This is a genomic window from Rosenbergiella sp. YN46, assembly GCF_036620675.1.
Taxonomy (GTDB): domain Bacteria; phylum Pseudomonadota; class Gammaproteobacteria; order Enterobacterales; family Enterobacteriaceae; genus Jejubacter.
Window position 1 is genome coordinate 149629 of record NZ_JAZHEE010000004.1, and the last position, 24257, is coordinate 173885.

Below are 24257 nucleotides of genomic sequence, written 5' to 3' on the forward strand. Positions count from 1 at the left end.
CTGTTATTGGTCTTATTTGAAAGTAACAGCAACCTTTTCCCGTGCTTGTTATTTTGTGAGCTTATATTAATTTCATGAAGAAAGTTACACGAGTCGTTGACGAGATTAGCGCTGTGCCAGCTGCTGTACAGCGGCTTTACACTATGCCATCTGTTGCCGGCGCTGGAGCAGCCGCGATAGCGAAGACATTAAGGTGACGGTCACCGGCGCTCCGGCGCCGATTCTGGAAGATGAAACCCTGCACGAAGCCATTGACCGCGCTGACAAGGCGATGTCTTTCGGCAAAACCACCGGCCGCAATCACTGCATTGTGACCGGCCCGAAAGGCGCGTTCATCAATGTGAGCTAACGCTTTTATTCAAGCTGCGCTATTTCCTGCGCGGCTTTGTCGATGACGGCGACGATGCGCTTTAACCGCGCTTCGTCGCACTCCCCCTGATTGACCTGTAGATCGAGTACCGCCTTAAAATTTTCCAGCGCCCGCTTCATTTGCGGGTTTTTACGCAACTGATGGCCTACGGCGCGCGCTTTCAGACGCTGGTGGATATGAGTCAGATGTTCCCGATGCTGTTCCAGGAACATTTCTCCTTCCGGGGTGATAGCTATGCGCTTACGACCGCCTTCCTCTTCGCTGATATTGACGCACTGCTGCCGGGCCAGCAGTTCGAGCGTGGGGTAGATCACGCCCGGGCTGGGGGCGTAGTGGCCGCCGGTCAGCCCTTCAATAGCCTTAATTAACTCATAACCGTGGCTGGCGCCATGGATCAGGATGTCGAGGATGATCAGCCGCAGCTCGCCGTGGCCGAAGAAGCGCGGACGCTTGCCGTGTCGGCCTCCGCGCCCGTGATGGGGGGCTTCATGGCCCAGTTCACCGGCAACGGAGCCCCAGGGATTATCGCTGTCACGCATGATGTGATGTCCTGCTATATAGATATATCTATTTATATCTAAAAATTACCAGCATGCAATGAAATATGCGTGATTTATATTAATTAATTGATAATTAAGAAATTAATTTCGCTTCTCAATGATGGGTACGCTGTCTGATGGCTATATCAAAAAAAGGTTGCATTTAACGCAATCAGGAATCATTATCACTTACACTGAAGTTTAGATATATCTAATAGAGGCAGGCGCCAGTGAGCATGCCTGCACAAGAGTCCTTTTACGGTTGAAGAGAGAAACGATGGCTGAACAGAAAAACGAGAATCTTCCGCGCCGGGTACGTAATGAACTGCGTTTCCGCGCTCTGACGGTATTGCGTAGCGAAGATATCGCCCCGGGCTTCCGGCGCGTGGTGGTGGGGGGCCCGGAGCTGGAAGGCTTTGTCTCACAAGGGTTCGATGATCATATCAAACTCTTTTTCCCTACCGATCCCGCCACCTTTATCCCCCCTCAGGCCACGGATGAAGGGATTGTCTGGAGCAGCGATGAGCGCCCGCCGTCGCGCGACTACACCCCGCTGTATGACGCGCAGCGCCACGAACTGGCGCTCGATTTCTTTATTCACGACGGTGGCGTCGCAAGTGACTGGGCGCAACGGGTGCAACCGGGCGATACGCTGTTCGCCGGTGGCCCGCGCGGTTCGCTGATCGTGCCCGAAGATTATCACTGGCAGCTTTATGTCTGCGACGAAACCGGAATGCCGGCGCTGCGCCGCCGCCTGGAAGCGCTAAGCCGTCTGGCCAGCGGGGGAAAGGTGACGGCCATCGTTGCTATTCACGATCCGGCCAGCAAAGCCTATCTGGCGCATCTGTCCGACTTTGATATCGAATGGGTCGCGGCCGGTGACGAACAGGCCATTGCCCGTCGCCTGGAGACTCTGGAAGTCCCGGCTGACGACTATTTCCTGTGGGTAACCGGGGAAGGCAAAGCCGTGAAGCGCCTGAGCAGCCGTTTCGAGACGCCGGAAATCGACGCCCGGCGTCTGCGCGCCGTGGCGTACTGGCACCAGAAGGAAGAGTGACAGAGCGGCACGTCATGAATCGTCCAATTGTCTACGGCGCAGTGGTTTGCGGCAGAGACCATTGTCGCCCTGGTGGGCCTGAGTGACGATGGTCTCTTTGTCCGGCGAGAGCGGGTCCTGGGCTTCTGACCGCTATTGCCACAGGAACCAGGCGAACAGCGTGACCACCGCGACGCTCACGATGTTAAGCCCAATGCCAACCCGCACCATATCGGTTTGTTTAATATACCCGGAACCGAACACAATGGCGTTGGGCGGGGTGGCGACCGGTAGCATAAAGGCGCAGGAGGCGCCGAAACCGATAATCAGCGTCAGTAGCGCTTCCGGCATGCCCAGCGCTTTAGCTACCGTGGCGAATACCGGCACCAGCAGCGCGGCGCTGGCGGTATTACTGGTGAATTCGGTCAGGAAGATGATAAAGGTCGCCACCGCCAGCATGATGATAAACCAGTGGCTGGCGCCGAAGATATCCGCCATGCCGTTGGCCATAATGGCGCTGGCGCCGGAATCCTGCAAAATAATGCTCAGCGTCAGACCGCCGCCGAACAGCATCAGCACGCCCCATTCAGTATTGTTTTGTATCTGCTTCCAGCTGGCGACGCCGCTTACGCCGATCAGCACCGCGGCGGAGATCGCTACCAGGGAGTCAAACTGCTTCACGCCGCCCAACAGCGCGCTGATCCGGGTGCTGAAGATCCAGCAGGCTACCGTCAGCGCGAAGATCGCCAGGGCTATCAGGCGCATGGTGGTCCATTCCATCTGCTCCAGCTTGATATCCACTTTGTACTTCATATTCGGGCGCAGCATCAGATACATCAGCCCGACCATCAGCGGCATCATCACCACCACCAGCGGAATGCCGTACTTCATCCACTCGAAGAAGCCGATATTGAGCTGCGCGGCGGCGATGGCGTTAGGCGGGCTGCCCACCAGGGTGCCCAGGCCGCCGATGCTGGCGCTATAGGCGATGCCCAGCAGCAGGAAGATATAGGTTTTGCGCTCTTTTTCCGGATCCAGATTGGTGAGGATCCCCAGTGCCAGCGGCAGCATCATCGCCGCCGTGGCGGTGTTACTGATCCACATCGAAAACGCGGCTGTCACACCAAACAGAATGATGACCGCCAGCCCCAGCCGGCCGCCCGCCAGCATCAACAGCCGATTGGCGATGAGTCTGTCCAGCCCCTGAACGTGCAGCGCCGTCGCCAGCGCGAAGCCGCCGAAGAACAGAAAGATAATCGGGTTAGCGAAGGATTTCAGGGCGTTGTTGGCATCCAGCAGACCGAAGGCAATGGCCAGCAGCGGAATTAACAATGCGGTGATGGTGACGTGGATTGCCTCCGTCAGCCACAGCACGCCGATAAACACCATCAGCGCCAGGCCCGCGTTCGCCTTTTCGTCGAAGGGTAAAAAATTGATCAGTACGATCAGCAGGACAATGTCGATGGCGATAATCGCCAGCCCGCGTCCGGAAGGGGGGCTGGACATTGCGGCTTTCAGTGGTTGTACATCCATGAGGTGTCTCCCGTATTTTTACTTATTTGTTAACATATCATTCTATAAATGTATCAAATTGTATACACATGGAAATTACAAGGTCATTGATTTGCGATCCTGGTAGGAGTTTAGGCTCTCTAATCGCAATAATGGTTGTTCATTAAATATGGGGGGCTACGGCGTCCCTGCCGCAGGGTTACAGGCTGTCGGCGAAGGTCGCCAGTTCGCGATTAAAACGCGTCGGCTCTTCCATAAAGGGCGCATGACCGGCGTTTGGATAGAGGCGCGACTGAATCCCCGGATTGACCTGACGGGCACGAGCCAGCGCGGGCAGAGGCCGGACCAGGGCGTCCTGCGCGCCGTAAATAAACAGCAGAGGAACCCGGGCCTGACCCAGGCCCTGCTCCAGCGCAATGCTCATGGAAGGCACTGCGCGCTGCATGGGCCATGCCGCCAGAGCTGCGTTGGCCAGCAGGCGCTCAAAGGTGACGCTATCCGGCTGCTGGTGGAAGCACAGCCGCAGAAAGGCGCGCTCGCCATCCAGATGGGTCTTCAGATCTGCCGCGATCATATCCCGATAGACGCTGGTGTGAGAGGGGATCAACGCCGGAGTCAGTTCCACCACGCCATCCACGTAGAGCGCGCCGCGAATATCGGAATCGCCACGGGCAGCCAGATAGTTGGTGATCACCGCGCCGCCCAGCGACCAGCCCACCAGTAGCGGCTTATGAGCGTGGCTGGCGGCGATAATCGCCGCCAGATCACCAGCCCAGCGTTTACCGTTGCGATAAGCGGATTCCTGGCCCGGCTTGTCGGAAAGCCCGTGCCCGCGCAGATCGAAGGCTATAAGCCGGAAGCGTTGCAGTTGCGGATCGCGAAACTGCCGCTCCCAGTTCAGGTGGCTGCCGAGCAGGCCATGAATAAAGATGATGGGCGTACCCTGCGGATTTCCCGCCTCCTGCACCGCCAGGCGCACGCCATCCGGCGCGGTCGCGGTATAGCTTTTGGGCTGAGCCGACAGCGCGGCGGAAAACAGCAGTAATAACAGGGCTAAATAAGAATGAGCTGACAATCGCATTGATGACTCCTTCAGTGGTGATTTCCAGCTATCCTGAACCCTGACACTGATGTCAGAGTCAAGCGTTAACCCCGGAGGAAAAGATCATGACGTTATCAATAGGCGAACTGGCGAAAGAGACCGGCGTGAGCGTGCGGGCGATTCGCCATTATGATCGACATGGACTGCTGGCATCCCGGCGTGCCTGCAACGGCTATCGTTTCTTTCCGGCCCAGGCGATAACCCAGGTCCGGCAGATTCAGCGCCTGATCGCCACCGGTTTTAGCCTGGCGGAAATCAGCGCCTTCCCCGACTGTATGCGCATGACCGAAGACGCCGCCTTCTGCCCGGAAACCCGGGAGATGCAGCTTAAGCGCCTGGCGGCCATAGAGCGGCAGATAGCCGAACTGGAGCGGCGCAGGGATTGCCTGGCTGAGACGTTGAGGCGCAGTGAAGGGCAGGGGCACCCCGACTGAGAGTATGGTGCCGTTTGTCGTGACTTTTGTTTCCGCTTTTTATCTCCCGGACGGGCGATCTGAACTCGTCAAGGTGGCGGCGTAATGCCCCGGGACATGGGGCGAAATTGCTGGTTTCGGCCCCTGACTGAGCGACTGGCGTATCATGTCTGAGTGTGTTGCCAGCCTGGCCCATCAGTAGCGGCGAGCGGTTAATACATCACTGCCGACAGCAGACCGCAGAAATGGCCGCCATTCAACCCCGGGGTTATTTCTTTGCCCTGTATCGTTTGCGATAGTTCCGGTTGCAGGTATTATTTTGCGCACCAGATTCCAAAATTGAATTTTTGCCTGTGCATATTTGCACTATGGCTGCGATCTCCTCCGAGGGTTTCATGACTAACACCAACTTTTCTCAAACGGCGGCTTTCATCTGGTCAGTGGCAGACCTGCTGCGCGGTGATTTTAAACGGTCTCAGTACGGGCGTGTGATCCTGCCCTTTACGCTGTTGCGCCGTCTTGAGTGCGTGTTGGCGGATACCAAAGAAGCGGTGGTGGCGAAAGCTGAGGAATTAAAAAGCAGCCCACTGCCGGAAGATGCCAAAGAGAAGTTCCTGCGGCGCGCCAGTGGGCTTTCCTTCTTTAATACCTCGAAGATGGATCTTGGCAAGATGGGGCAGAACGATATCAGAGCCAACCTGGAAAGCTATGTACAGGCGTTCTCCGCTGATGCGCGTGAAATTTTCGAACACTTTAAATTCAGTGAGTTTGTCGGCCTGCTGGAAGACGCCAACCTGCTGTACAAAGTGGTAAAGAAATTCGCCACCACCGATCTCAGCCCGAAAGCGATTTCCAACTATGAAATGGGTCTGGTGTTTGAAGAGCTAATCCGTCGTTTCGCGGAAAGCTCTAACGAGACCGCCGGTGAGCACTTTACCCCGCGCGATATCGTGCGTTTGACCACTTCGCTGGTGTTTATGGAAGATGATGAAGCCCTGAGCCGGGATGGTATCATCCGCACCATTTATGACCCGACGGCCGGAACTGGCGGGTTCCTCTCCTCCGGTATGGAATACGTACACGAGCTGAATCCCAACGCGGTGATGCGCGCCTTTGGTCAGGAACTGAACCCGGAGTCCTACGCTATCTGTAAGGCCGATATGCTGATCAAAGGTCAGGAGGTCAGCCGCATTAAGCTGGGTAACACCCTTTCTAACGACCAGCTGCCGCAGGAGCAGTTCGACTATATGCTCTCTAACCCGCCGTTTGGCGTGGACTGGAAAAAGATTGAGGGTGAGGTTAACGACGAACACACGCAGAAAGGCTTTAACGGTCGATTTGGCCCGGGTCTGCCGCGTGTTTCCGACGGCTCGCTGCTGTTCCTGATGCACCTGATCAGCAAAATGCGCGACAGCCACAATGTGGATGGCAGCGTGAGCAACGGCGGGCGTATTGGGATTATCCTTAACGGTTCTCCGCTGTTTACCGGCGGCGCGGGCAGCGGTGAGAGCGAAATCCGTCGCTATATTCTGGAAGCCGATTTGCTGGAAGGCATTGTCGCGCTGCCCACCGATATGTTCTACAACACCGGCATTGCCACTTACGTCTGGATTCTGTCGAACAAGAAAGCGCCTGCGCGGAAAGGCAAAGTACAGCTGATTGATGGCACCAGCCTGTGCGGCAAGATGCGTAAGTCGCTGGGCTCCAAGCGTAATCTGATGGGTGAGGACGATATTAAGCTTATCACCCGGACCTTTGGTGATTTTAAGGTGGTGGATGCAACGCCGCTGGAAGCGTTTGGTCTGGAAAAAGCCGCAGAGCAGAAGTCTAACCGCGGTCGTCAGTCTGCCACCGCTAAAACCGAAGCGCCGAAAACCTTCGCCAGTAAGATCTTTAACAGCACCGACTTTGGCTATCGCCGCCTGACCATTGAGCGCCCGCTGCGCTTATCCGCCCGGGTTACCGATGAAGCGATTGCCAGCCTGCGTTTTGCGCCGAAGCCGTTTAACGCAGCGATGGAACGCCTGTATCAAGAGTTCGCGGCCCAGTGGCAGCAGGATAACTACGGCGATTTCTCCGGGCTGGAAGTAGAGGCTCGTGCCATTATCAAAGCCGAATTTACAGAACTGAAAGAGAAGCAGATTAAAGATCTGCTCGACAGCAAACTGTGGCTGGCGCAGCGTGAATTAATGACCAAAGCGCAGCAGATTCAGGCGGCACTGGGTGAGCAACCGGGCGGTAAAACGCGGGTCAGCAACGACTTCAACCAGTTCCAGTTAACCCTGAAGGGGGCAATCAAAACGGCTGGCGTGAAGCTGGATACCAAAGAGAACAAACAGTTTATTGGCGCCATCACCACGAAAAACCCGGAAGCCGAGCCGGTAGTGAAGAAAGTACTGAAAGAAGCCGCCCAGCCGCTGTACGGGGCGTTTGAATACCAGGGCAAGGTTGTTGAGTTTGAGCAGGACGGCGACCTGCGCGATAACGAGAACGTGCCGCTGAACCCGGCGGTATCCACCAGCGATCTGATTGAAAACTACTTCAAAGCGGAAGTGCTGCCGCATGTGAATGATGCATGGATCAACGCGGATAAGCGCGATGCGAAAGATGGCGAGGTGGGGATTGTTGGTTACGAGATTCCATTTAACCGCCATTTCTATGTTTACCAGCCGCCGCGCCCGCTAGAAGAGATTGATGCCGATCTGGATGCGGTTAGCGCCGAGATTATGAAGCTGCTGCAGGAGGTGCATTCCTGATGGCTAAGTATAAGGCGTATCCGGAGTATAAGGATTCTGGGGTTGAGTGGTTGGGGCTAGTGCCTAAGTCTTGGACTATTTGTAGATTGAAAAATCTGGCGACAATAAAAAATGGCCTGGACTATAAATTTGTTCAAGCTGATGATGGCTATCCAGTTATGGGGTCAGGTGGACAATTTACGTTTGCATCTGAATTTATGTATGACAAGCCATCTGTATTACTTGGGCGCAAGGGAACCATAGACAGGCCATTATATATAAATGAGCCATTCTGGACTGTTGATACAATGTATTACACGGAGTTAAGTAAAGGTGTTGATGCAAAATATCTTTATTATCTTGCGCTCACGATACAGTTTTCTCGTTATTCAACAAATACTGCCCTGCCAAGTATGACTCAGGAACACTTGAGCAATTATAAATTTTCCTTGCCAAAGGCTGAGCCTGAACAGAGGAAAATAATTGAATTTTTAGATCACGAAACCGCAAAAATCGATAGCCTGATCGAGAAGCAGCAGCAACTTATTGAACTACTGAAAGAAAAACGTCAGGCAGTGATTGGTCATGCCGTTACCAAAGGGTTAAACCCTGATGTGCCGATGAAAGATTCTGGGGTTGAGTGGCTGGGGGAAGTGCCGGCACATTGGATTATCGCTCAATTAAAGTTCAATACTCTTGAAATGCAAACTGGCCCATTTGGTAGTCAATTACATGCTGAAGATTATGTGATAGATGGTATTCCATTAATAAATCCTGCACATATGAATGCAGGGGTGATTATACCGGATCCGAAAGTTACTGTTGATGAAGCGACCCAAGAAAGGCTAGAGCGACATAAACTATCAGAAGGTGAAATTATTTTCTCTAGGCGTGGCGAATTAGGTCGGTGTGCTGTTGTAAAGAAAAATAATGAAGGTTGGTTATGTGGCACAGGTAGTTTAAAAGCTAAGCTTACAAAAAAAATAATCCCAGACTACGCTTATACTCTGATTTCTTCAGAGGGTGTTGTTTCAGAACTGACATTGGAGTCTAAAGGTTCGACAATGGCAAATTTGAATACCGAGACTCTGGGTAGAATTCGATTGCCTGTTCCTCCGATTAGTGAGCAAGAGGCAATATTGGATTATATCAGGATAATTTCAGATAAATATGATTATCTAATTCGATCTGCAGACACTGCAATCAGGCTTATGCAGGAACGCCGCACCGCCCTAATCTCCGCCGCCGTTACCGGAAAAATCGACGTCCGCGACTGGGTTGCCCCTGACGCGCAGGCTGTTGAGGAGTCAAAGGAGGCTACCGCATGAGTATGGACCGCACCAAAGAGCTGATTTTCCAGGATGAAATAATCGCTCAGATGATCGACAGAGGCTGGGTTCGTGGTAAAACTGACGGCTACGATCGTGAACGTGCGCTCTACTCGCAGGATGCGCTGACCTTTGTGCAAACCACCCAACCGCAGGAGTGGGAGAAGTTTGCCAAAATTTACCCCACCGATACCGAACGTCATTTCCTCGATGCGCTGGTAGCCCAGCTAAAAAAAGCGGATATCAACGCCACTGATATGCTGTCGCGCACCTATGGCACCCTCGGCGTGCTGCGTCATGGTATTAAAAGCCATAACGCCCGTTTTTCCCTGTGCCAGTTTAAGCCGGAACACGGCCTCAACCCGGAAACCCTGGCCCGCTACCAGCAGAATATTTGCCGCATCGTGCCGGAGCTGGTTTACAGCCCGCACGCGTCGAAAGCGGCATTTGAAGAAACGGGCGCCAGGGCGAAGAGATGGCGTATCGATCTGGTGCTGTTTGTTAACGGCTTGCCGGTGGCTACCCTGGAGCTCAAGTCTGAGTTTAAGCAGACGGTGCAAAACGCCATCACCCAATATAAGAAAACGCGTTTGCCGAAAGACCCCGGCACCAATAAACCCGAGCCGCTGCTGACCTTTAAACGCGGGGCGCTGGTGCACTTTGCCGTCAGCCAGTATGAGGTGTTTATGGCGACCAGGCTCGACGGCGATAAAACCTTCTTCCTGCCGTTTAACAGGGGAACCCATGACGGCGGTGCGGGGAATGACATCCCGGAAGATAAAAACGACTACGCCACCAGCTATCTGTGGAATGAGGTGCTGCAGCCGGACAATCTGCTGAAAATTCTTGCAAGCTTTATGCATCTGCAAATTGAAGAAAAAGAAGACTGGAATGGCCTGAAGTACAAAAAAGAGAGCCTGATTTTCCCGCGCTATCACCAGTGGGATGTGGTGAATAAGCTGATTGCCGCCGCGACGCTGGAAGGTACCGGCAATAAATACCTGATTCAGCACAGCGCGGGGTCGGGTAAATCGAACTCCATCGCCTGGACGGCCCATCAGCTTTCCCGCCTGCACGACGAAAATGGCGAGAAGCTGTTCCATTCGGTGATTGTGGTGACGGACCGTACCGTACTTGACGATCAACTGCAGGACACCATCTATCAGTTTGAGCATCAGTATGGGGTGGTCGGGCGCATCAATAATAAAGAAGGTGATGGTTCGAAGTCGGATAAGCTTGCCTTTGCATTGGAAAACTCGCAGCCGATTATTATTGTCACCATCCAGACTTTCCCGTTCGTATTAAAGGCGATTGAAAACAGCGTCGGCCTCAGGCAGCGTAAATATGCGGTGATTGCCGACGAAGCGCACTCTTCGCAGAGCGGCTCTACGGCGAGTAAGCTAAAAAAAGTGCTGATGAGCGAAGAAGCGGATGACGATGTAGTGATATCTTCAGAAGATAATCTGGATGCCATCGTCGCTGCACGTAAAGGCAGTAACAACCTTAATTACTATGCCTTTACCGCCACGCCGAAAGCCAAAACCCTGGAGCTGTTTGGCCGTCGCCCTAATCCGCTTGAACCCGCCTCAAAAACCAATAAGCCGGAAGCGTTCCACGTTTATTCCATGCGTCAGGCCATCGAAGAGGGTTTTATTCTTGATGTGCTGAAGAACTACACCAACTACAAGGTGGCTTATAAGCTGCTGCAAAAGCTGGGAGACCCTGACAGGGAAGTGGATAGCAAAAAGGCCAGGATCAAACTGAATCAGTGGGTCGCGCTGCACGATCATAACGTGTCGCAGAAAGTGAAAGTGATTGTCGAACATTTCCGCAAGCATGTGATGCATCTTCTGGGCGGCCAGGCGAAAGCGATGGTGGTGACCAGTTCGCGTAAAGCCGCTGTGCGCTACAAGCTGGCGTTTGATAAATACATCACCGAGCAAAAGTACGAGAAAATCAGCGCTATGGTGGCGTTTTCCGGTGAAGTGGAATTCCATGAAGATGACTATAATGGCCTTGCGCTACTCAACCAGAAGTTTACCGAAATCAATATGAATCCCGGGCTGAAAGGTCGGGACATGCGTAAAGCGTTTGATACCGATGACTACCAGGTGATGCTGGTGGCCAACAAATTCCAGACCGGTTTTGACCAGCCCAAGCTGTGCGCCATGTATGTCGATAAAGCGTTGGGTGGGGTGGAGTGTGTGCAGACCTTATCGCGTCTGAACCGTACTTACCCGGGAAAGGCGCAGTCAGGAACCTTTGTGCTCGACTTCTATAACGAGCCAGACGATATTTTGGACGCTTTCCAGCCATATTATCAGACAGCAGAATTGATGGATGTCAGCGACCCGCAGCGGGCCTTCGAGTTGTTTGAAAAGCTGCGTGCCAGCGGTATTTTCCTGTGGAGTGAAGTGGAGCAATTTTGCGAAGCGTTCTTCACCAAAAACAAATCCAACGCGGCTATTAGTAATATCTGCAAGCCCGCGGTGGAGCGCTGGAAGCAACGCTACACTTCGGCGATTGATGCCTATGTACTGGCTAAAGAGATGTTTGAACGCACCAAAAAGACTGGCGATGTGGTGTTGATCACCAATGCGGAAAACGCCTTTAAAGAGTGCGAGAAAGAAAAAAGCAAGCTGGATATCTTCAAGAAAGATCTCGGCAGCTTTGTCCGTTTTTACGAATTTATGTCGCAAATCGTCGATTACGATGACAGAAATTTAGAAAAGCTGAGCCTGTTTGCCCGTCACCTGCGTCCGTTACTGCATGAGCAGCGTATCGAAGAAGACGAAATTGATTTAAGCAACGTGGAGATGAGTCATTACCGTTTGTCGAAGCTTCACGAACAGCACCTGAAACTGCAAGAAGATGCGGAAGAATATCAAATAAAACCGGGTAATGATGTGGGTACGGCCAGGCCGAAGGACAAGAAAGAGGAGTTTCTGTCGAATATCCTGGCTCGGCTGAACGATCTGTTTATCACCGATAATCTCACCGATAAAGATATGATCAACTATGCTTTCGCGGTGCGCGACAAGCTGTCTGAAAATCAGGCGGTGATGACCCAGATCGCGAATAATACGCGTGAGCAGGCGATGTTAGGGGATTTCCCGAAAGCTATCGACGATGCCGTTATGGACAGCAGCGACGCCCAGCAGGAGATGATGATGCAGTACCTTTCTAACCCTGAGCTGGCGAAAGGCTTTGCCCGCGTGGTGTTTGATATGTTGAAAGGCGCTTAATTTTTCAATTTAAGGGGCAGAAGTCTAAACGTGACCTGAACCATATTCGCTGAAAAGAACAAGGAGTTAGATGGTTTCTCATCTAACTCCTTGTTTTATCTGGTGACCCCTGCGGTGATCTTCCCCCACGTAATGTGGACAGAAAGTCATCGTTCAACTATGCTATCAATGATAGCAATGCAGTCATAGGGGCATTTATGGCAACGATTACTATTCGTAACCTTGATGATGAACTGAAAGCGAGCCTGCGTATCGCCGCCGCTCGTCATGGCAACTCGATGGAAGAGGAGGTACGTAACATCCTGAGTAAGGCGTTACAAAAGCCGCAGCCAGAAAGAGGATTGGGTAGCCGGATTAACCAGCGTTTCAGGAGTATTGGTGGTGTCGATCTGGATATTTCCCGGCCCGATCAGCCTCGTGCGGCGGACATTGAATAATGATTGTTCTCGACACCAATATTGTTTCCGAAGTAATGAGGATGCGGCCTGATCCTGCGGTACTGGCGTGGCTGGATGCGCAGGATACAGACCAATTATTTCTTACATCGGTATCGGTAGCGGAAATTCTGTACGGTATTGCTCGTATGCCTGAAGGTCGTCGTAAACATCAGCTATTTGAAATGGCTGAAGGCATGTTTGACGAGGATTTCTCTGGCCGCCTGCTTGCATTCGATGAGCATGCAGCCGTCTACTATGCGGAACTCGTCGCTCAGCGAGATGCTGCCGGGCGGCCTATCGGGATGGCGGATGCGCAGATTGCGGCCATTTGCCGCCGCTGTGATGCAACACTGGCGACGCGCAATACCAGGGATTTTGAGGCATTGGGGATCTTGCTGATTAATCCATTTGGTACTTGATCACCCCACTTCCTGCGCATTTAATCGTCGATTCAATTACGGGGCCAGCAAAGCTGAAACGCGTCGGCGATAAGCCCAGCTCCTGTGTCTTTTCTGGCTCAGCTTCCACGGTTTGTCATTCTGTAAATAGACCCGTTTTAGTTCCAGGCATTTTTTGAGCTCCCGGCCAAATGAGCTTGTAGCGGCATCTGCTGCGACACTTGTACATCCAAAAACAAAAAAGCCACTCTTTAGGGTGGCTTAATTGCATGATTCTAAGGCTAAAATTTGGTGGCCCCTGCTGGACTTGAACCAGCGACCAAGCGATTATGAGTTAGGACGCAACTTCTTACCTAAAAATACTTATCTATAATTTTCAGTTACTTAATGATTTTTAATTTACTGTATAAATAACCAGAAATACTCTAAAATACTCGTTTGCGGTATCCTATAGGTATCCTAGAGCAAAACAAGCGATTCTCAGGATACCCTGATCGCTTGGTAAGGGGTGTTTGTGGAAACATTCAAATTCACGAAAGCAAAACTCGAAAGTCTGCCACCTGCGGAACGTGGTCAGGTGGAGTATGGTGATACCGTTGTTAACGGACTACGGCTCCGGGTGGGGATAAGTGGCGCGAAGAGCTTCTGTATCTCCAGAAAGCGTAATGGCAAATTTATACGGGCCACCTTAGGCAGATTTCCCGATCTTACTATTGATAATGCCAGGGCAAAGGCTCTCGAACTGCTGGGAGACGTAGCCACTACAGGCAGAAACCCTAACGTCGAAAAGCGCATTAATGAGAAGGCTTTGGTTACGCTTAATGATGCGCTGGACACCTATATCAAAAGCCGTGATGAACGGTTAAGCGCCGATACAGCAAAACAGTATCGTTCCATCCTGCAAAATTTCTCTGGTGACTGGATGAAACAACCAATCGCCTCTATCAGCCGTGAACGGGTGGAAACCAGACACAAAGCCGTTACTGATGGTTCTGTGTGGTTTGGTGCTGATAAATCAACGCTCCGCGCAGGGGTTGGAACCGGCAGTAAAGCACAGGCCGATCTCTGGGCTAGGGTGCTTCGTGCCATATACCGCTTCGCGCACGATCATTACCGTGACGAGGAAGGGAAAACGCTACTTCCGGACCCGCCTACAATGGTACTGAGCACAAAGCGCAAATGGCATGGTACCGTGAGGAAGACTGAACGTATCCGCACCAATGAGCTTAGCAGGTGGTTTAGCGCCTTATCGTCCGTGCGAGATTTTGCCGAGCAGGGGCGCGATGATATAGCAGCGGCGGTTTGTGATGCTGTGGAAATGGCTATTTTTACCGGACTGCGTAAGTCTGAAATTTTAGAGCTTAGCTGGGATAGAGTTAATCTTGGAGGCCGATATTTTTGGATTGATACCACAAAAAACGGCGATCCGCTTGAACTCCCCATTACTGAAACTCTACTGAAATTATTTCGCCGTCGAGCCAAGATGAAATCAGCAGATGGCTTATTGGTTTTTCCTGGTGATAAGGGAGTAATCAAAGAGTACAGGCACATTATCGATCGCATAAGTGCTGCCACCGTACCAGAACCAAACCCAGACCAGCTAAAGCCTATCCCTTTCAAATGGCATGACGGCCGCCGAACTTTCGGCACCGTTGCTGAGCTGGTGGGGGTTGGTAATTATATCCTGAAACGCCTGCTCAACCACCGAACGATGAGAAGCGCTGATGTTACCCAGGGCTATCTGCATTTCAGTGCTGATGAACTTATGGAGCCAGCTTCAAGAATAGAACGGGCAATACTCGAACACGCCGGAATGATAGAGAGTAAGAAAGGGCTGGACTCTCATTTGGTCGCTGTGCTTGAAACATTAAGTGATGATGAAAAGCGTAAATTAATATTCTCTATTCTGGATGCAAATAAGGGAAGCGCAAATGAAATTTAAACGAACCATTAAAGATATTTCACTTGAGGAAATTGAAAATTTCATGGCGGATAAGGCTAATCTTGTGGCGATTAGACCTAAAGTTGATTTTCCTGATGATGTATCTAGGTTGAATAACGAACAACTAATAGAGCTTGTTAGGAAGTTAGATAAATGGGGGTATGAAGACTCGATAGATAAGGGAAATATGGCGCCTGTTTTTAACAGGGCTATTTTTATGATGCGGTTATTAGGTTTGAATGAGACAGCTGGTATTCTTGATTTTGTGGCATCTTATGCCCTTCTTATAAATAAGTTCAACCCCCTTATTGAAGAAATAAAATTTAAAGAACGCCTTTCTAAAAAAAATAAAGATATAGCATCAGGACCAAAAAACAAACTTCATGATGAGATAGTTACCATTATGAAACTGACATGGCAGAAGCATCAATTTGCCAGTAAGAACAGGATGATAAATAAAATCATAGATCGCTTTGGGGAAGCCAGAATCAGTAGGCCGACTCTGGAGCGGTGGATAAAACTTCATGGTCTCGGACCTGTTAAAATTATTCGCCCCGCTCCTGATTTTTCGCTTGTCATTCCCTCATAGCTTGGTGTGATGGTATTAAAGCACGTGTTGATTAAATCGGTGCGTGCTTTGATTCTACCCCATTAATACTTCTGGATAGATATTTATCACCATTGTTAATTCGCAATAGATGGTGATAGATATGCGTCAAAATACGTCTTCGTTACTGATTGAACGACTTACCCGTGCTGAGGCTGCTGATTATCTTGGAGTAAATTCTCAGACTCTGGCTAATTGGGCCCATACCGGAAAGGTGCAGATCCCACACCATAAGGTAGGGCGCAAAGTTATCTACATGAAGTCAGACCTTGATAATTATCTCGCGGCTAATCGTCGTACTCATACGGTGTGAGGTGGGGTATGGCTGAAAAAACAAAGGCGGCCATACCGGACCGCCAATGCAACAACTCAAAACTGAAGGATCCCCAGCATACCAGGCGGCTGGCTGGTGGTCAAAGCCAGAGCGCTCCTGTGATTACAGGAACTGCGCCATTGGCACGGTTAGATTTCATCTCATTGTTTTCAAAGCAAAGCTCAAAATTGAACTGGGGCATGTCCAAATCTAGTCGCACTCCCTGGGGGGGTGCGGCGTTGGCGTATACCCCTGAACAGACCTGCCTGGGGTATACGAATTTTTCCGCACTCCGTAAAAGCCCGCCAATCAGGCGTTACCCAGATTCTGGGTATCAGCCCTTTGGCTCGATGCCGCGCTGCTGTAACTCTTTGCGGATAATCCGCTTTATCCATGCGGCCAGTGATTCATCTCCGTCTTGCTGCTGCGCTTTCTCCATCATTTCTCTTAGCTCTGGATCGAGGCGGAATTGGAATGGAGGATTACCACGTCTTTCGTTTTTGTGTGTTGACACGTTAAGTACACCCGATGTAGTGTGTTTATGTGTAATGACACATTACATACGCAACGCGAAAAAAGCAACGCCCCAGAGTGCTGCAACACAACTGGGGCGCCTAACCAAACCATTATCTGAGGTAACAGCTATGGCTTTCATTAAGTCTACCCAAACTCGCCCCAAATTTCAGTATCGCTTTCTGGCACTGAGTGCTACGGAGCTCAATATTATTTCTATCATCGCCGCCACCGAACGCGAAGCGCGGGAGCAATCTCCGGCGGGTTGCGTGATGGTCTTTGCTGGCCGGCTTCCGGCGCAGGAGGTGCATCATGCGTAATGTTTCACCTCAACCCATGACTGCCCTTGCCTGTGAGCTATCCGCCTTACTGCTGGTGGTTGAAGAATGTGATGTTGAGTCCGTTACCCGGGAAAACCTTATCAGTCTGGCCAGAAGGGTTTCTGACGACCTGGCAGCAACGATGATTGAGCAGGGGAGCAAAGGGGGCAAAGATGCGTGATATCTATAACCTGATCGGCAGAACCGACTTCAGAGGGCTAAGTGATGATGATCTCATGGACGCAGCCGAAATCTATGACTCTGCGGCTGTGGCGGTTAATAACGCTCTGCGGCTGATTGGCAACCTTATGCTGGAGGCGGAACTTAACGAGGGGTATTCAGGAGAAGAGGCAAAAAGGGATTTGCTTCTGGCCGGTTCCGTGCTGCGCCACCTTCCCAGGCTTTACCAGGCGTTGTCCCTTAATGCCGAGTATGTCCGGGATGCACAAGCTTCGTGCAAAGGGAAAGGGGGCGACAAATGATCAGCAACGTCAAATTTAACGAGCTGTCAAACCGTGTCGATGTGCTGGTGGGGCGCGTTCTGGAACTGGAAGAAAAGGTCAGGGCGCTGACTGACAGCCAGGGCGGAGAGATACCGCCGGGAATGGCGCCTGTTTCCTCTCTGGCCGCTGAGTTCGGGATCTCGACGAAGAAGGCCGAGGAACTGGCTCGCAATAGCGGCGTCATGCTGGTCAGGTATAAGGCCGGTGGTTTCGTTGCGCCTGATGAAAAGTTCAGGGAGGCGGCTCGCCTGGTGCTGCGCAGCGCGAAGCGGAAATATGGATCGGCGTACTGGTATCACCCGCTGTTGGGTAAATTCCAGATGAGCGGGGGGATTCCGAAGTGACAGCGACTTTAACAGCAGTAGAGACGGTGTCTGATGCCCTGTTTGCGTGTGTCTACCTGTGGGCACATGGGCGGCCGTGTAGCCGCGACGATCTGGAAAAGGCGCTCCACCAGCACAAAGACCCCACCACGACTTACGGAAAGCTGGTGGTGAGGCTTAAGCAGCTTCACGGGATGGCATATGAAGATCTGTGCGAAGCCGGATACCTGGACACGGATACAGAAAAAGCGATATCCGCGCGCCGGAAGGCTCTTGCGGAATTTATTCCCCTGCAGGAGCTGCTGGCTCTGCTTTCAGACGGCAGGCGTGTAAGGCGGGTTTTCGGTGACGGCGGACAGAGAAAGACCAGGCTACCGCTATCACGCGGCTCTGATGGCTTTGACGCACGTCAGGATTACGTAATGAAGCATGTGCTCCCGTCTCAGTCACTGTGCAGCATATACGGCCCAAGCGGCTCGTATAAGAGCTTTCTGGCGGTGTCGTGGGCCTGCCATATTGCCACTGGCACGGAATGGTCAGAAAAGCGTGTAATGCCCGGCGCGGTGCTGTACGTCGTTGGTGAAGGTGGTGTCGGTGTGCCGCGGCGAGTGAAGGCCTGGGAGATAGCGCACAAGAGGAAGGCGGATAACCTGTATCTGGTTAATCGCCCGGTGTTCCCGGTGCGGCCGCCTGAGGTTAAAGAGGTGATACTTGCTGCGGAGCAGATCGAGGAAGAGTGTGGGGCACCAGTCAGGCTGGTGGTGATCGATACGCTGGCCCGCTGCTTTGGTGGCAATGACGAGAACGACGCCCGCGACATGGGCGCCTTTATCGAGGGATGCGACACTATCAAGGAAAAGACCGGCGCGACGGTGCTGGTGGTGCACCACTCCGGGAAGGATGAAGCCAAAGGGGCCAGGGGTTCCAGTTCGTTCCGTGCCGCCCTTGACGCAGAGTTCAACGTAAAGCGGGAAGGTGAGGGATCGGCGCTGGTGCTGTCATGCACCAAAATGAAGGATGCAGAGGAACTACAGCGCAAAGCCTATGATCTGCGGTCGGTTGAACTGTACACCGACGAGGACGGCGAAACAGTCTGCTCGCTGGTGGTGCACGATGTGGCCCGGGAAGCAAAGGAGATAGATCCGGCGCTGGCGACGGTATCCAACATAAGCGGCAATCACGCCACGCTGTGGAACCTTATACGTAGCCGAACAGGCAATAGTGATCCATGCACAAGAGCTCTGGTGCGCGACGATATGAAGGCTATGGGTGTTGACGTGAAGAACTTCAGCAGGTGGATAACCAAGCTGGAGCAGGAAGGGCTTATTGCCGTTGATGGCGAAAAGCTGACGATAATCTCAAAAAGAAATAGTGAGGAATAAAGCGAGTAATGGCGAGGAGTGAGTGAGCAGGAATGCTATTGCTCCTCACTTTTTCCCTGTATATGCGACAAAAGTGAGGAATAACCCTTAAAGCCCCGTCATTACTGGCCTGGGAGCATATTTTTAAAAAGGCTGGTGAGTAGCAGGTGAGGAAAGTAAAAAGTGAGGAGTCGGTGAGTAACTGCCTTCTCTTTTTTATGCCCTTATCATTTCATTAAATGCAATGATATTGATCTGTGTTGCGTTTAGATCAACACTGGATGTGAATCTAATCAAGACAGAGGTAAGGAAAATGGCGAAACAAAAAGCAATGTCGGTATACATCGACGATGAAACGGCCCTGGCATTAAACAGCCTGCGCGAAGAGGTGCGCCAGCGCTTCGACAGTGAGGGGCTTCCGGGTATGGCTCCCACCATTGGCTGGCTGGCGCGTTCCCTGCTGCGTGAAAAGCTGGGGCTGGCTAATAACAAAAGTGATGCGCCGGGCGCGGTGTAAGGCGGTAGCTGATGGAAATTTCAGTATATGAGCCCATCGAGGGCACAACGGCCAGGCGCTTTCGTGATGCCCTGCAATCTGCCCGGGGGCCGGTAACAGTCGCCATAAACAGCGGCGGGGGCAGCGTGACCGATGGTATGGCGATGTTCAACGCCCTGCGTACCTATAAAGGCCATTCAGTGGCCCGCGTTGATGGTATCGCTGCATCAATGGCGACTATCGTTGCGCTGGGGGCCAGGCGGGTGGCGATGGCCGATAACGGCTGGTGGATGGTTCACAACCCATGGGGAATCATGGCCGGTGAAGCTGATGACATGCGCCGCCAGGCTGATGTGATGGAGCAAATCGGCAAAACCATGATGGATACCTATGTGGCGAAAACCGGCCTGCCAGAGGCTGATATCAAAGCCATGATGGACGCCGAGACCTGGCTGACGGCGGAAGAAGCGAAAGAGAAAGGCTTCATTGACGAAATCTATCCGGCAGAAGGGCAGGCTTTTGCGATGGCGCCGGGGTGTGGTCGGTTGGTGGAGAAATTCACCCGGACGCCGGATCAACTACGTGAGCAGATGAAGGCGCCAGCCAGCGGGCAGAGCATCGAGCAGCGGGCCGAAACGCTTTTTGCAACGTGGAAAGACCGGCCCTGGGCGGCGGATCTCAAGGCTGAATTTGTGAAAGGCTCCATCACCGAGGAGCAGGTAAGACAGAAAATTTTGAACAACCTGGCAGAAGGCACCACGCCGAGCGCCGGACCGGGAGCGGTAAACATGTATACAGGTAACGGGAATATCGTAGGGGATTCGGTAAAGGCGGCGCTGCTGGCGCGTACCGGGCTGGAAAAGGCAGAGAATGACAACCGCTATAACGGCTATACGCTGCGGGAACTGGCGCGCGCCTCGCTGGTGGATCGTGGTGTGAGCGGCATCCCGGGTAACCCGCTGGGAATGGTCGGAATGGCCTTTACTCACAGCAGCAGCGACTTCGGTGGCATTCTGGCCGATGTGGCGAATAAGTCATTGCTGAAAGGCTGGGATGAATCTCCTGAGACGTTCCAGCTGTGGACAAAAAAAGGCACCCTCCCGGATTTCAAGATCGGGCTCCGTGCCGGGCTGGATGGCTTTAAGTCTCTGCGCCAGGTTCGCCCCGGTGCCGAATATAAGTATGCCACCACGTCAGATCGTAGCGAGCCGATCGCCCTGGCGACTTACGGAGAACTGTTCAGCATTGACCGGCAGGCCATCATCAACGACGACATGAGCGCGTTAACGTCCGTTCCTCAGAAGATGGGGGCCGCCGCCCGTCGTACAGTCGGTGATTTGGTTTATGCGGTACTGCTGAGCAATCCGAAGATGGGGGACGGGACACCTGTTTTTCATGAGAAGCATGGGAACCTTTTAAAGGCGGTGGATCTGTTTATTGACGGGCTAAGCACTGGACGCAGAGCAATGCGAATGCAGAAGAACGGGGCGGGCTCCGTTCTGAATATTCCGCCGCGATTCCTGCTGGTCCCCGTTGCGCTGGAAGATCGCGCCACTCAACTGATTCGCTCGACTTCGTTACCGGATGCACAAAATAGCGGTGTATTTAACCCCTACAACGACGCCCTGACTGTAGTCACTGAAGCCCGTCTTGATGCCGACAGCCTTAAATCCTGGTACCTGCTGGCCGGGCAGGGGCAGGACACGATCGAGGTGGCTTATCTCGATGGTATCGATACGCCGTATCTGGAGGAGCAGCAGGGCTTTACTGTGGATGGTGTGACGTTCAAGGTTCGCATTGATGCCGGCGTGGCACCGTTGGACTGGCGCGGCATGGTGAAGTCTGAGGGTGGGGCTCCGAAATAATCGGCTTTTGATCTGGCGGTCTACGGGCCGCCTTTTTATAGATGAGGACCGGTATGGGTGGTATCAGTCAAAAATTTAGCGCTGTCATTCAGTTTGGCGGCAATCTGGACAGCAGCTGGACCCGCAGCGCCGACGGCCTGAAAAAAAGCCTGAAGGATGTGGACAAGCAGTCTCAGTCGTTGATCAAAGACCAGAAGAAGCTGGCGGCAGAGCTGAAGCGGGCGAAGCTGGCCGGTGAGAGCATTACCGAGCTGAGCCGCCGTTACAGCGATGTTTCCCGTGAAATCCGCAAGACCGAAACCGAACAGGAGAGACTGAATAAATCTCTGCAGAAAGCCGATCGCCTGAGCCGTTTTAAGGGGACGGGACAGGGACTGTTTCGTCGGGCTGCGGGCGTTGCTGGTCAACTGGGCGGCATGGTCTCGCCCGGCCTGGCCATCGGCGGCGGCGGTGTGGTTGCTACGGCGCTCGGAACACTGATAGCCCCGGCAGCGACGAATGCGGCGACGGCTGAACGCGCCGGGGTGGCGAAAAGCTATGGCGTGGACGTCCCCACTTTTAATGCCTGGGATAACCTGGCGAAACAGTACGGCATGAACGGCGAGAACTTCGGCGACCTGTATGAGGAATACCTCCATAAGTCCGGGGAGTATAAGCAGAACGGCAAGCAGGGCGGTCTGCAGGATGCTTTCGAAACGCTGGGATTCAAAGCCGGTGATTTTGCCGGGCTCAGTGACATGGCGCAGTTTAACAAAATCGTTGAGCGGGCGCTGACGCTGAAGGATGAATCAAAAGCCTCGTTTGCGCTGGATTCCCTGTTTGGCGGTGAAGCCAGCAAGTTGCTGATGCTGCTGAAACAGTCAGGGAAAAGCTACCGTGACCTGATGGATGAACAGCGGCGCTATAACCTGGTGACGAAGGAGGGCGCCGACGGTGCGATTAAGGGGAATCTGGCATTCAGTAACCTTCGAACGGTGTTTTCATCGGCGATTGCCGAAATATCGGGGCAACTGGGTAACGAGCTGGCGCCGGATGTTAAGCGACTGACCGACGATCTGGCGGAGTGGTTTAAGGGAGGCGGCATTAAAAAGATTGTCAACTTCATGAAAAGTGACCTTTACCCGGGTGTAGTCAAATTTGCTGATGGTGTTGTTTTGGTCGGTAACGTAGCTCTGGCACTTGCCAAAAAGCTTTCCTGGTTGTTGCCGGATGAAAGGAGTGACAGGAAGGATGTACTTAAGTCTCTTGCGTTTACCGGTTCAGTAGATATTGCCCGCCAGACGGCAGAGAACAATGGTCAGGCTGAGTGGTTTAACCAGCAGATACATTCTGACCCTGCGCTGCCTGAGAAGGTCAGGGATGCTTACACCTCAACCCGCGGCTTTCTGTGGTCCGATGATAAAGAGTACGAAAAACGCCTTGATGATCTGTTGGGTGACAATGATTCAGATAAAGGAGGCTTATTCGGGAGCCGTCGGCTAAGCCATAAAATACCCGAACCAGAGCTGACTGATGGTTCAGGATTTGGTGATGCCTGGAGCACTCAGATGAAGAGCATGGATTTGTTGGATCGGGATAAACACTCTGTTCAGGTCACAGATAACCGGAAAAACGATGTCAGGATTGAGGTTTATGCCGCCCCCGGACAGAGCCCGCAGGATGTTGCCAGTGAAACAGCGAGCAGATTCCGTGACTCTGATATTTTCGGCGGCCAGAACTCGCTTTACGACCTTCCGGGCCTCTGATTTTGCGGGTCCTCCTGGCGATTCTGAGCACCGAGGGGGCCTGGACACGCGGGAAACGGCTAGTTTTTTGCATTTTATTGGTTTCATCATCATCTGAATAACCACTTGATTTAACAGGTATCAGAAAAATCATGATGATGGTTTGTCCGTTTTTTGTTCGACATGCGGAGAGTGGCAGTGATTAAACCTGAAGCGGTACTAATGGAGATGGCACGCCTGCAGGGGCTCGACCTGAACGGGCAGGCTCGCCTGGTTATTCGTACCCGGGTGGGAAATGCGCTGGCGGCCAGAGAACGGCACCGTAGACGCATGAATGCGGGGCCGTACCAGTGGAAGAAACCGGATAAGCCAAGACGCTAAAATACCTGCTAATACTTCCCTGCGGTATCCTATAGGTATCCTGGAAAAAACTAAGGGCCTGCAATTTCTCGCAAGCCCTTGATTTTTTGGTGGCCCCTGTTGGGTTTGAACCAACGACCAAGCGATTATGAGTCGCCTGCTCTAACCACTGAGCTAAGGGGCCATGACGGTGGATTATAAAGTAACTCCTTGCGGCAATCCAGCGTTACGCAGTGATATGCCGATTTTGTAACCAGCGGATTGCAAAGGCTTTATAATGGACTTTTTTACGTAAGGGAATGCCATGATTGACGATATTCTGGCGCCGGGGCTGCGGGTGGTGTTTTGCGGCATTAATCCGGGTAAATCATCGGCCCATACCGGGTTTCATTTTGCCCATCCCGGCAACCGCTTCTGGCAGGTGATCCATCTGGCGGGCTTTACCGAACGCCTGCTGAAGCCAGAGGAAGAGCGGCATCTGTTGGATACCGGTTGCGGAATTACCATGCTGGTGGCGCGGCCGACGGTGCGGGCCAGCGAAGTGAGGCGCGACGAGCTGCGAAAAGGCGGCCAGGAGGTGGCGGAAAAGATGAGCCGCTATCAGCCCGGCGCGCTTGCGGTGCTGGGCAAACAGGCCTACGCCCAGGCGTTTGGCGTGCGCAATGTACAGTGGGGCAGGCAGCCTCAGGGGGGGGCGGAAACCGAAATTTGGGTACTGCCTAATCCCAGTGGGCTGAATCGCGCGTCGCTGGATGCGCTGGCGGCGGCGTATCGTGAACTGAATGACGCGCTGAAGGGCAGGGGGCTTTAGTGTC

At 52.7% G+C, this 24257-nt stretch carries 25 protein-coding genes and 1 tRNA gene; 21 read left to right on the forward strand and 5 right to left on the reverse strand.

From position 1 onward, the window contains the following. Nucleotides 1–193: 193 nt before the first annotated feature. Nucleotides 194–349 carry a hypothetical protein gene (locus tag V3W49_RS05525; protein ID WP_500144202.1) on the forward strand — a complete coding sequence of 52 codons (156 nt, stop codon included), beginning with the start codon at nt 194–196 and terminating at the stop codon, nt 347–349. A gap of 5 nt (nt 350–354) precedes the next feature. Here V3W49_RS05525 and V3W49_RS05530 read toward each other — a convergent pair whose 3' ends face one another. Further along, nucleotides 355–909, reverse strand: a complete 555-nt coding sequence (locus V3W49_RS05530; protein ID WP_500144204.1) for a PadR family transcriptional regulator — start codon at nt 907–909, stop codon at nt 355–357. 277 nt (nt 910–1186) lie between these two features. Here V3W49_RS05530 and V3W49_RS05535 point away from each other — a divergent pair, with 277 nt between their 5' ends. Continuing rightward, nucleotides 1187–1966, forward strand: a complete 780-nt coding sequence (locus tag V3W49_RS05535; RefSeq protein WP_500144206.1) for a siderophore-interacting protein — start codon at nt 1187–1189, stop codon at nt 1964–1966. Between the two features lie 132 nt (nt 1967–2098). Here the strand turns inward: V3W49_RS05535 and V3W49_RS05540 are convergent, their stop codons facing one another. Together V3W49_RS05540 and V3W49_RS05545 are read right to left on the reverse strand one after the other, a co-directional pair. Further along, entirely contained in the window at nt 2099–3478 is a 1380-nt protein-coding gene (locus V3W49_RS05540) for a DASS family sodium-coupled anion symporter (RefSeq protein WP_500144208.1), read from the reverse strand. Nucleotides 3479–3656: 178 nt separating this feature from the next. Next, nucleotides 3657–4538, reverse strand: a complete 882-nt coding sequence (locus V3W49_RS05545; protein WP_500144209.1) for an alpha/beta fold hydrolase — start codon at nt 4536–4538, stop codon at nt 3657–3659. A gap of 86 nt (nt 4539–4624) precedes the next feature. On the opposite strand from V3W49_RS05545, the gene V3W49_RS05550 reads away from it, so the two are divergent. The 9 genes from V3W49_RS05550 to V3W49_RS05590 all read left to right on the forward strand — a co-directional run bounded on the left by V3W49_RS05550 (nt 4625) and on the right by V3W49_RS05590 (nt 15977). Next, nucleotides 4625–4993 (forward strand): MerR family transcriptional regulator, encoded by a 369-nt coding sequence (locus V3W49_RS05550; RefSeq protein ID WP_500144210.1) that lies wholly within the window; start codon nt 4625–4627, stop codon nt 4991–4993. 374 nt (nt 4994–5367) lie between these two features. Beyond that, on the forward strand, nt 5368–7728 hold the full coding sequence (locus tag V3W49_RS05555) for a type I restriction-modification system subunit M (RefSeq protein WP_500144211.1): 2361 nt from the start codon (nt 5368–5370) through the stop codon (nt 7726–7728). After that, nucleotides 7728–9035, forward strand: coding sequence for a restriction endonuclease subunit S (locus V3W49_RS05560; protein WP_500144212.1), 1308 nt, complete (start codon nt 7728–7730; stop codon nt 9033–9035). The genes V3W49_RS05555 and V3W49_RS05560 overlap by 1 nt, the downstream gene beginning before the upstream one ends. Then, nucleotides 9032–12280: a type I restriction endonuclease subunit R gene (locus V3W49_RS05565; protein ID WP_500144213.1), complete on the forward strand. Its 3249-nt coding sequence runs from the start codon at nt 9032–9034 to the stop codon at nt 12278–12280. Before V3W49_RS05560 ends, V3W49_RS05565 begins: the two co-directional genes overlap by 4 nt. 197 nt (nt 12281–12477) lie before the next feature. Further along, nucleotides 12478–12717 (forward strand): FitA-like ribbon-helix-helix domain-containing protein, encoded by a 240-nt coding sequence (locus V3W49_RS05570; RefSeq protein WP_500144215.1) that lies wholly within the window; start codon nt 12478–12480, stop codon nt 12715–12717. Then, nucleotides 12717–13136 (forward strand): type II toxin-antitoxin system VapC family toxin, encoded by a 420-nt coding sequence (locus tag V3W49_RS05575; protein WP_500144216.1) that lies wholly within the window; start codon nt 12717–12719, stop codon nt 13134–13136. The genes V3W49_RS05570 and V3W49_RS05575 overlap by 1 nt, the downstream gene beginning before the upstream one ends. A 493-nt stretch (nt 13137–13629) precedes the next feature. Beyond that, nucleotides 13630–15057, forward strand: a complete 1428-nt coding sequence (locus V3W49_RS05580; protein ID WP_500144217.1) for a site-specific integrase — start codon at nt 13630–13632, stop codon at nt 15055–15057. After that, on the forward strand, nt 15047–15646 hold the full coding sequence (locus V3W49_RS05585; protein WP_500144219.1) for a hypothetical protein: 600 nt from the start codon (nt 15047–15049) through the stop codon (nt 15644–15646). Before V3W49_RS05580 ends, V3W49_RS05585 begins: the two co-directional genes overlap by 11 nt. 121 nt (nt 15647–15767) lie before the next feature. Next, entirely contained in the window at nt 15768–15977 is a 210-nt protein-coding gene (locus V3W49_RS05590) for a helix-turn-helix domain-containing protein (protein WP_500144220.1), read from the forward strand. A gap of 334 nt (nt 15978–16311) precedes the next feature. Here V3W49_RS05590 and V3W49_RS05595 read toward each other — a convergent pair whose 3' ends face one another. Then, entirely contained in the window at nt 16312–16491 is a 180-nt protein-coding gene (locus V3W49_RS05595) for a YlcI/YnfO family protein (RefSeq protein WP_500144222.1), read from the reverse strand. 130 nt (nt 16492–16621) lie between these two features. Between V3W49_RS05595 and V3W49_RS05600 the strand changes: the two genes are divergently transcribed. The 9 genes from V3W49_RS05600 to V3W49_RS05640 all read left to right on the forward strand — a co-directional run bounded on the left by V3W49_RS05600 (nt 16622) and on the right by V3W49_RS05640 (nt 23463). After that, entirely contained in the window at nt 16622–16810 is a 189-nt protein-coding gene (locus V3W49_RS05600) for a host cell division inhibitor Icd-like protein (RefSeq protein WP_500144223.1), read from the forward strand. After that, the gene (locus tag V3W49_RS05605; RefSeq protein ID WP_500144224.1) at nt 16803–16991 is read left to right on the forward strand and encodes a hypothetical protein; all 189 of its coding nucleotides are present in this window, start codon (nt 16803–16805) and stop codon (nt 16989–16991) included. Before V3W49_RS05600 ends, V3W49_RS05605 begins: the two co-directional genes overlap by 8 nt. Further along, on the forward strand, nt 16984–17292 hold the full coding sequence (locus tag V3W49_RS05610; RefSeq protein WP_500144225.1) for a hypothetical protein: 309 nt from the start codon (nt 16984–16986) through the stop codon (nt 17290–17292). The genes V3W49_RS05605 and V3W49_RS05610 overlap by 8 nt, the downstream gene beginning before the upstream one ends. Next, nucleotides 17289–17657: a hypothetical protein gene (locus tag V3W49_RS05615; RefSeq protein WP_500144227.1), complete on the forward strand. Its 369-nt coding sequence runs from the start codon at nt 17289–17291 to the stop codon at nt 17655–17657. Before V3W49_RS05610 ends, V3W49_RS05615 begins: the two co-directional genes overlap by 4 nt. A gap of 26 nt (nt 17658–17683) precedes the next feature. Then, nucleotides 17684–19018 carry a helicase RepA family protein gene (locus V3W49_RS05620; protein ID WP_500144228.1) on the forward strand — a complete coding sequence of 445 codons (1335 nt, stop codon included), beginning with the start codon at nt 17684–17686 and terminating at the stop codon, nt 19016–19018. 292 nt (nt 19019–19310) lie between these two features. Beyond that, entirely contained in the window at nt 19311–19514 is a 204-nt protein-coding gene (locus tag V3W49_RS05625; protein ID WP_500144230.1) for a hypothetical protein, read from the forward strand. An 11-nt stretch (nt 19515–19525) separates the two neighbouring features. Then, nucleotides 19526–21358: a ClpP-like prohead protease/major capsid protein fusion protein gene (locus tag V3W49_RS05630; RefSeq protein WP_500144231.1), complete on the forward strand. Its 1833-nt coding sequence runs from the start codon at nt 19526–19528 to the stop codon at nt 21356–21358. 53 nt (nt 21359–21411) lie between these two features. Beyond that, nucleotides 21412–23103 carry a hypothetical protein gene (locus V3W49_RS05635; RefSeq protein WP_500144232.1) on the forward strand — a complete coding sequence of 564 codons (1692 nt, stop codon included), beginning with the start codon at nt 21412–21414 and terminating at the stop codon, nt 23101–23103. A gap of 201 nt (nt 23104–23304) precedes the next feature. Then, on the forward strand, nt 23305–23463 hold the full coding sequence (locus V3W49_RS05640; RefSeq protein WP_500144359.1) for a hypothetical protein: 159 nt from the start codon (nt 23305–23307) through the stop codon (nt 23461–23463). 87 nt (nt 23464–23550) lie between these two features. Here V3W49_RS05640 and V3W49_RS05645 read toward each other — a convergent pair. Further along, a tRNA-Ile gene (locus V3W49_RS05645) sits at nt 23551–23626 on the reverse strand. Nucleotides 23627–23746: 120 nt separating this feature from the next. Here V3W49_RS05645 and mug point away from each other — a divergent pair. Next, on the forward strand, nt 23747–24253 hold the full coding sequence (gene mug / locus V3W49_RS05650) for a G/U mismatch-specific DNA glycosylase (protein WP_500144234.1): 507 nt from the start codon (nt 23747–23749) through the stop codon (nt 24251–24253). The last annotated feature ends 4 nt before the right edge of the window (nt 24254–24257 follow it).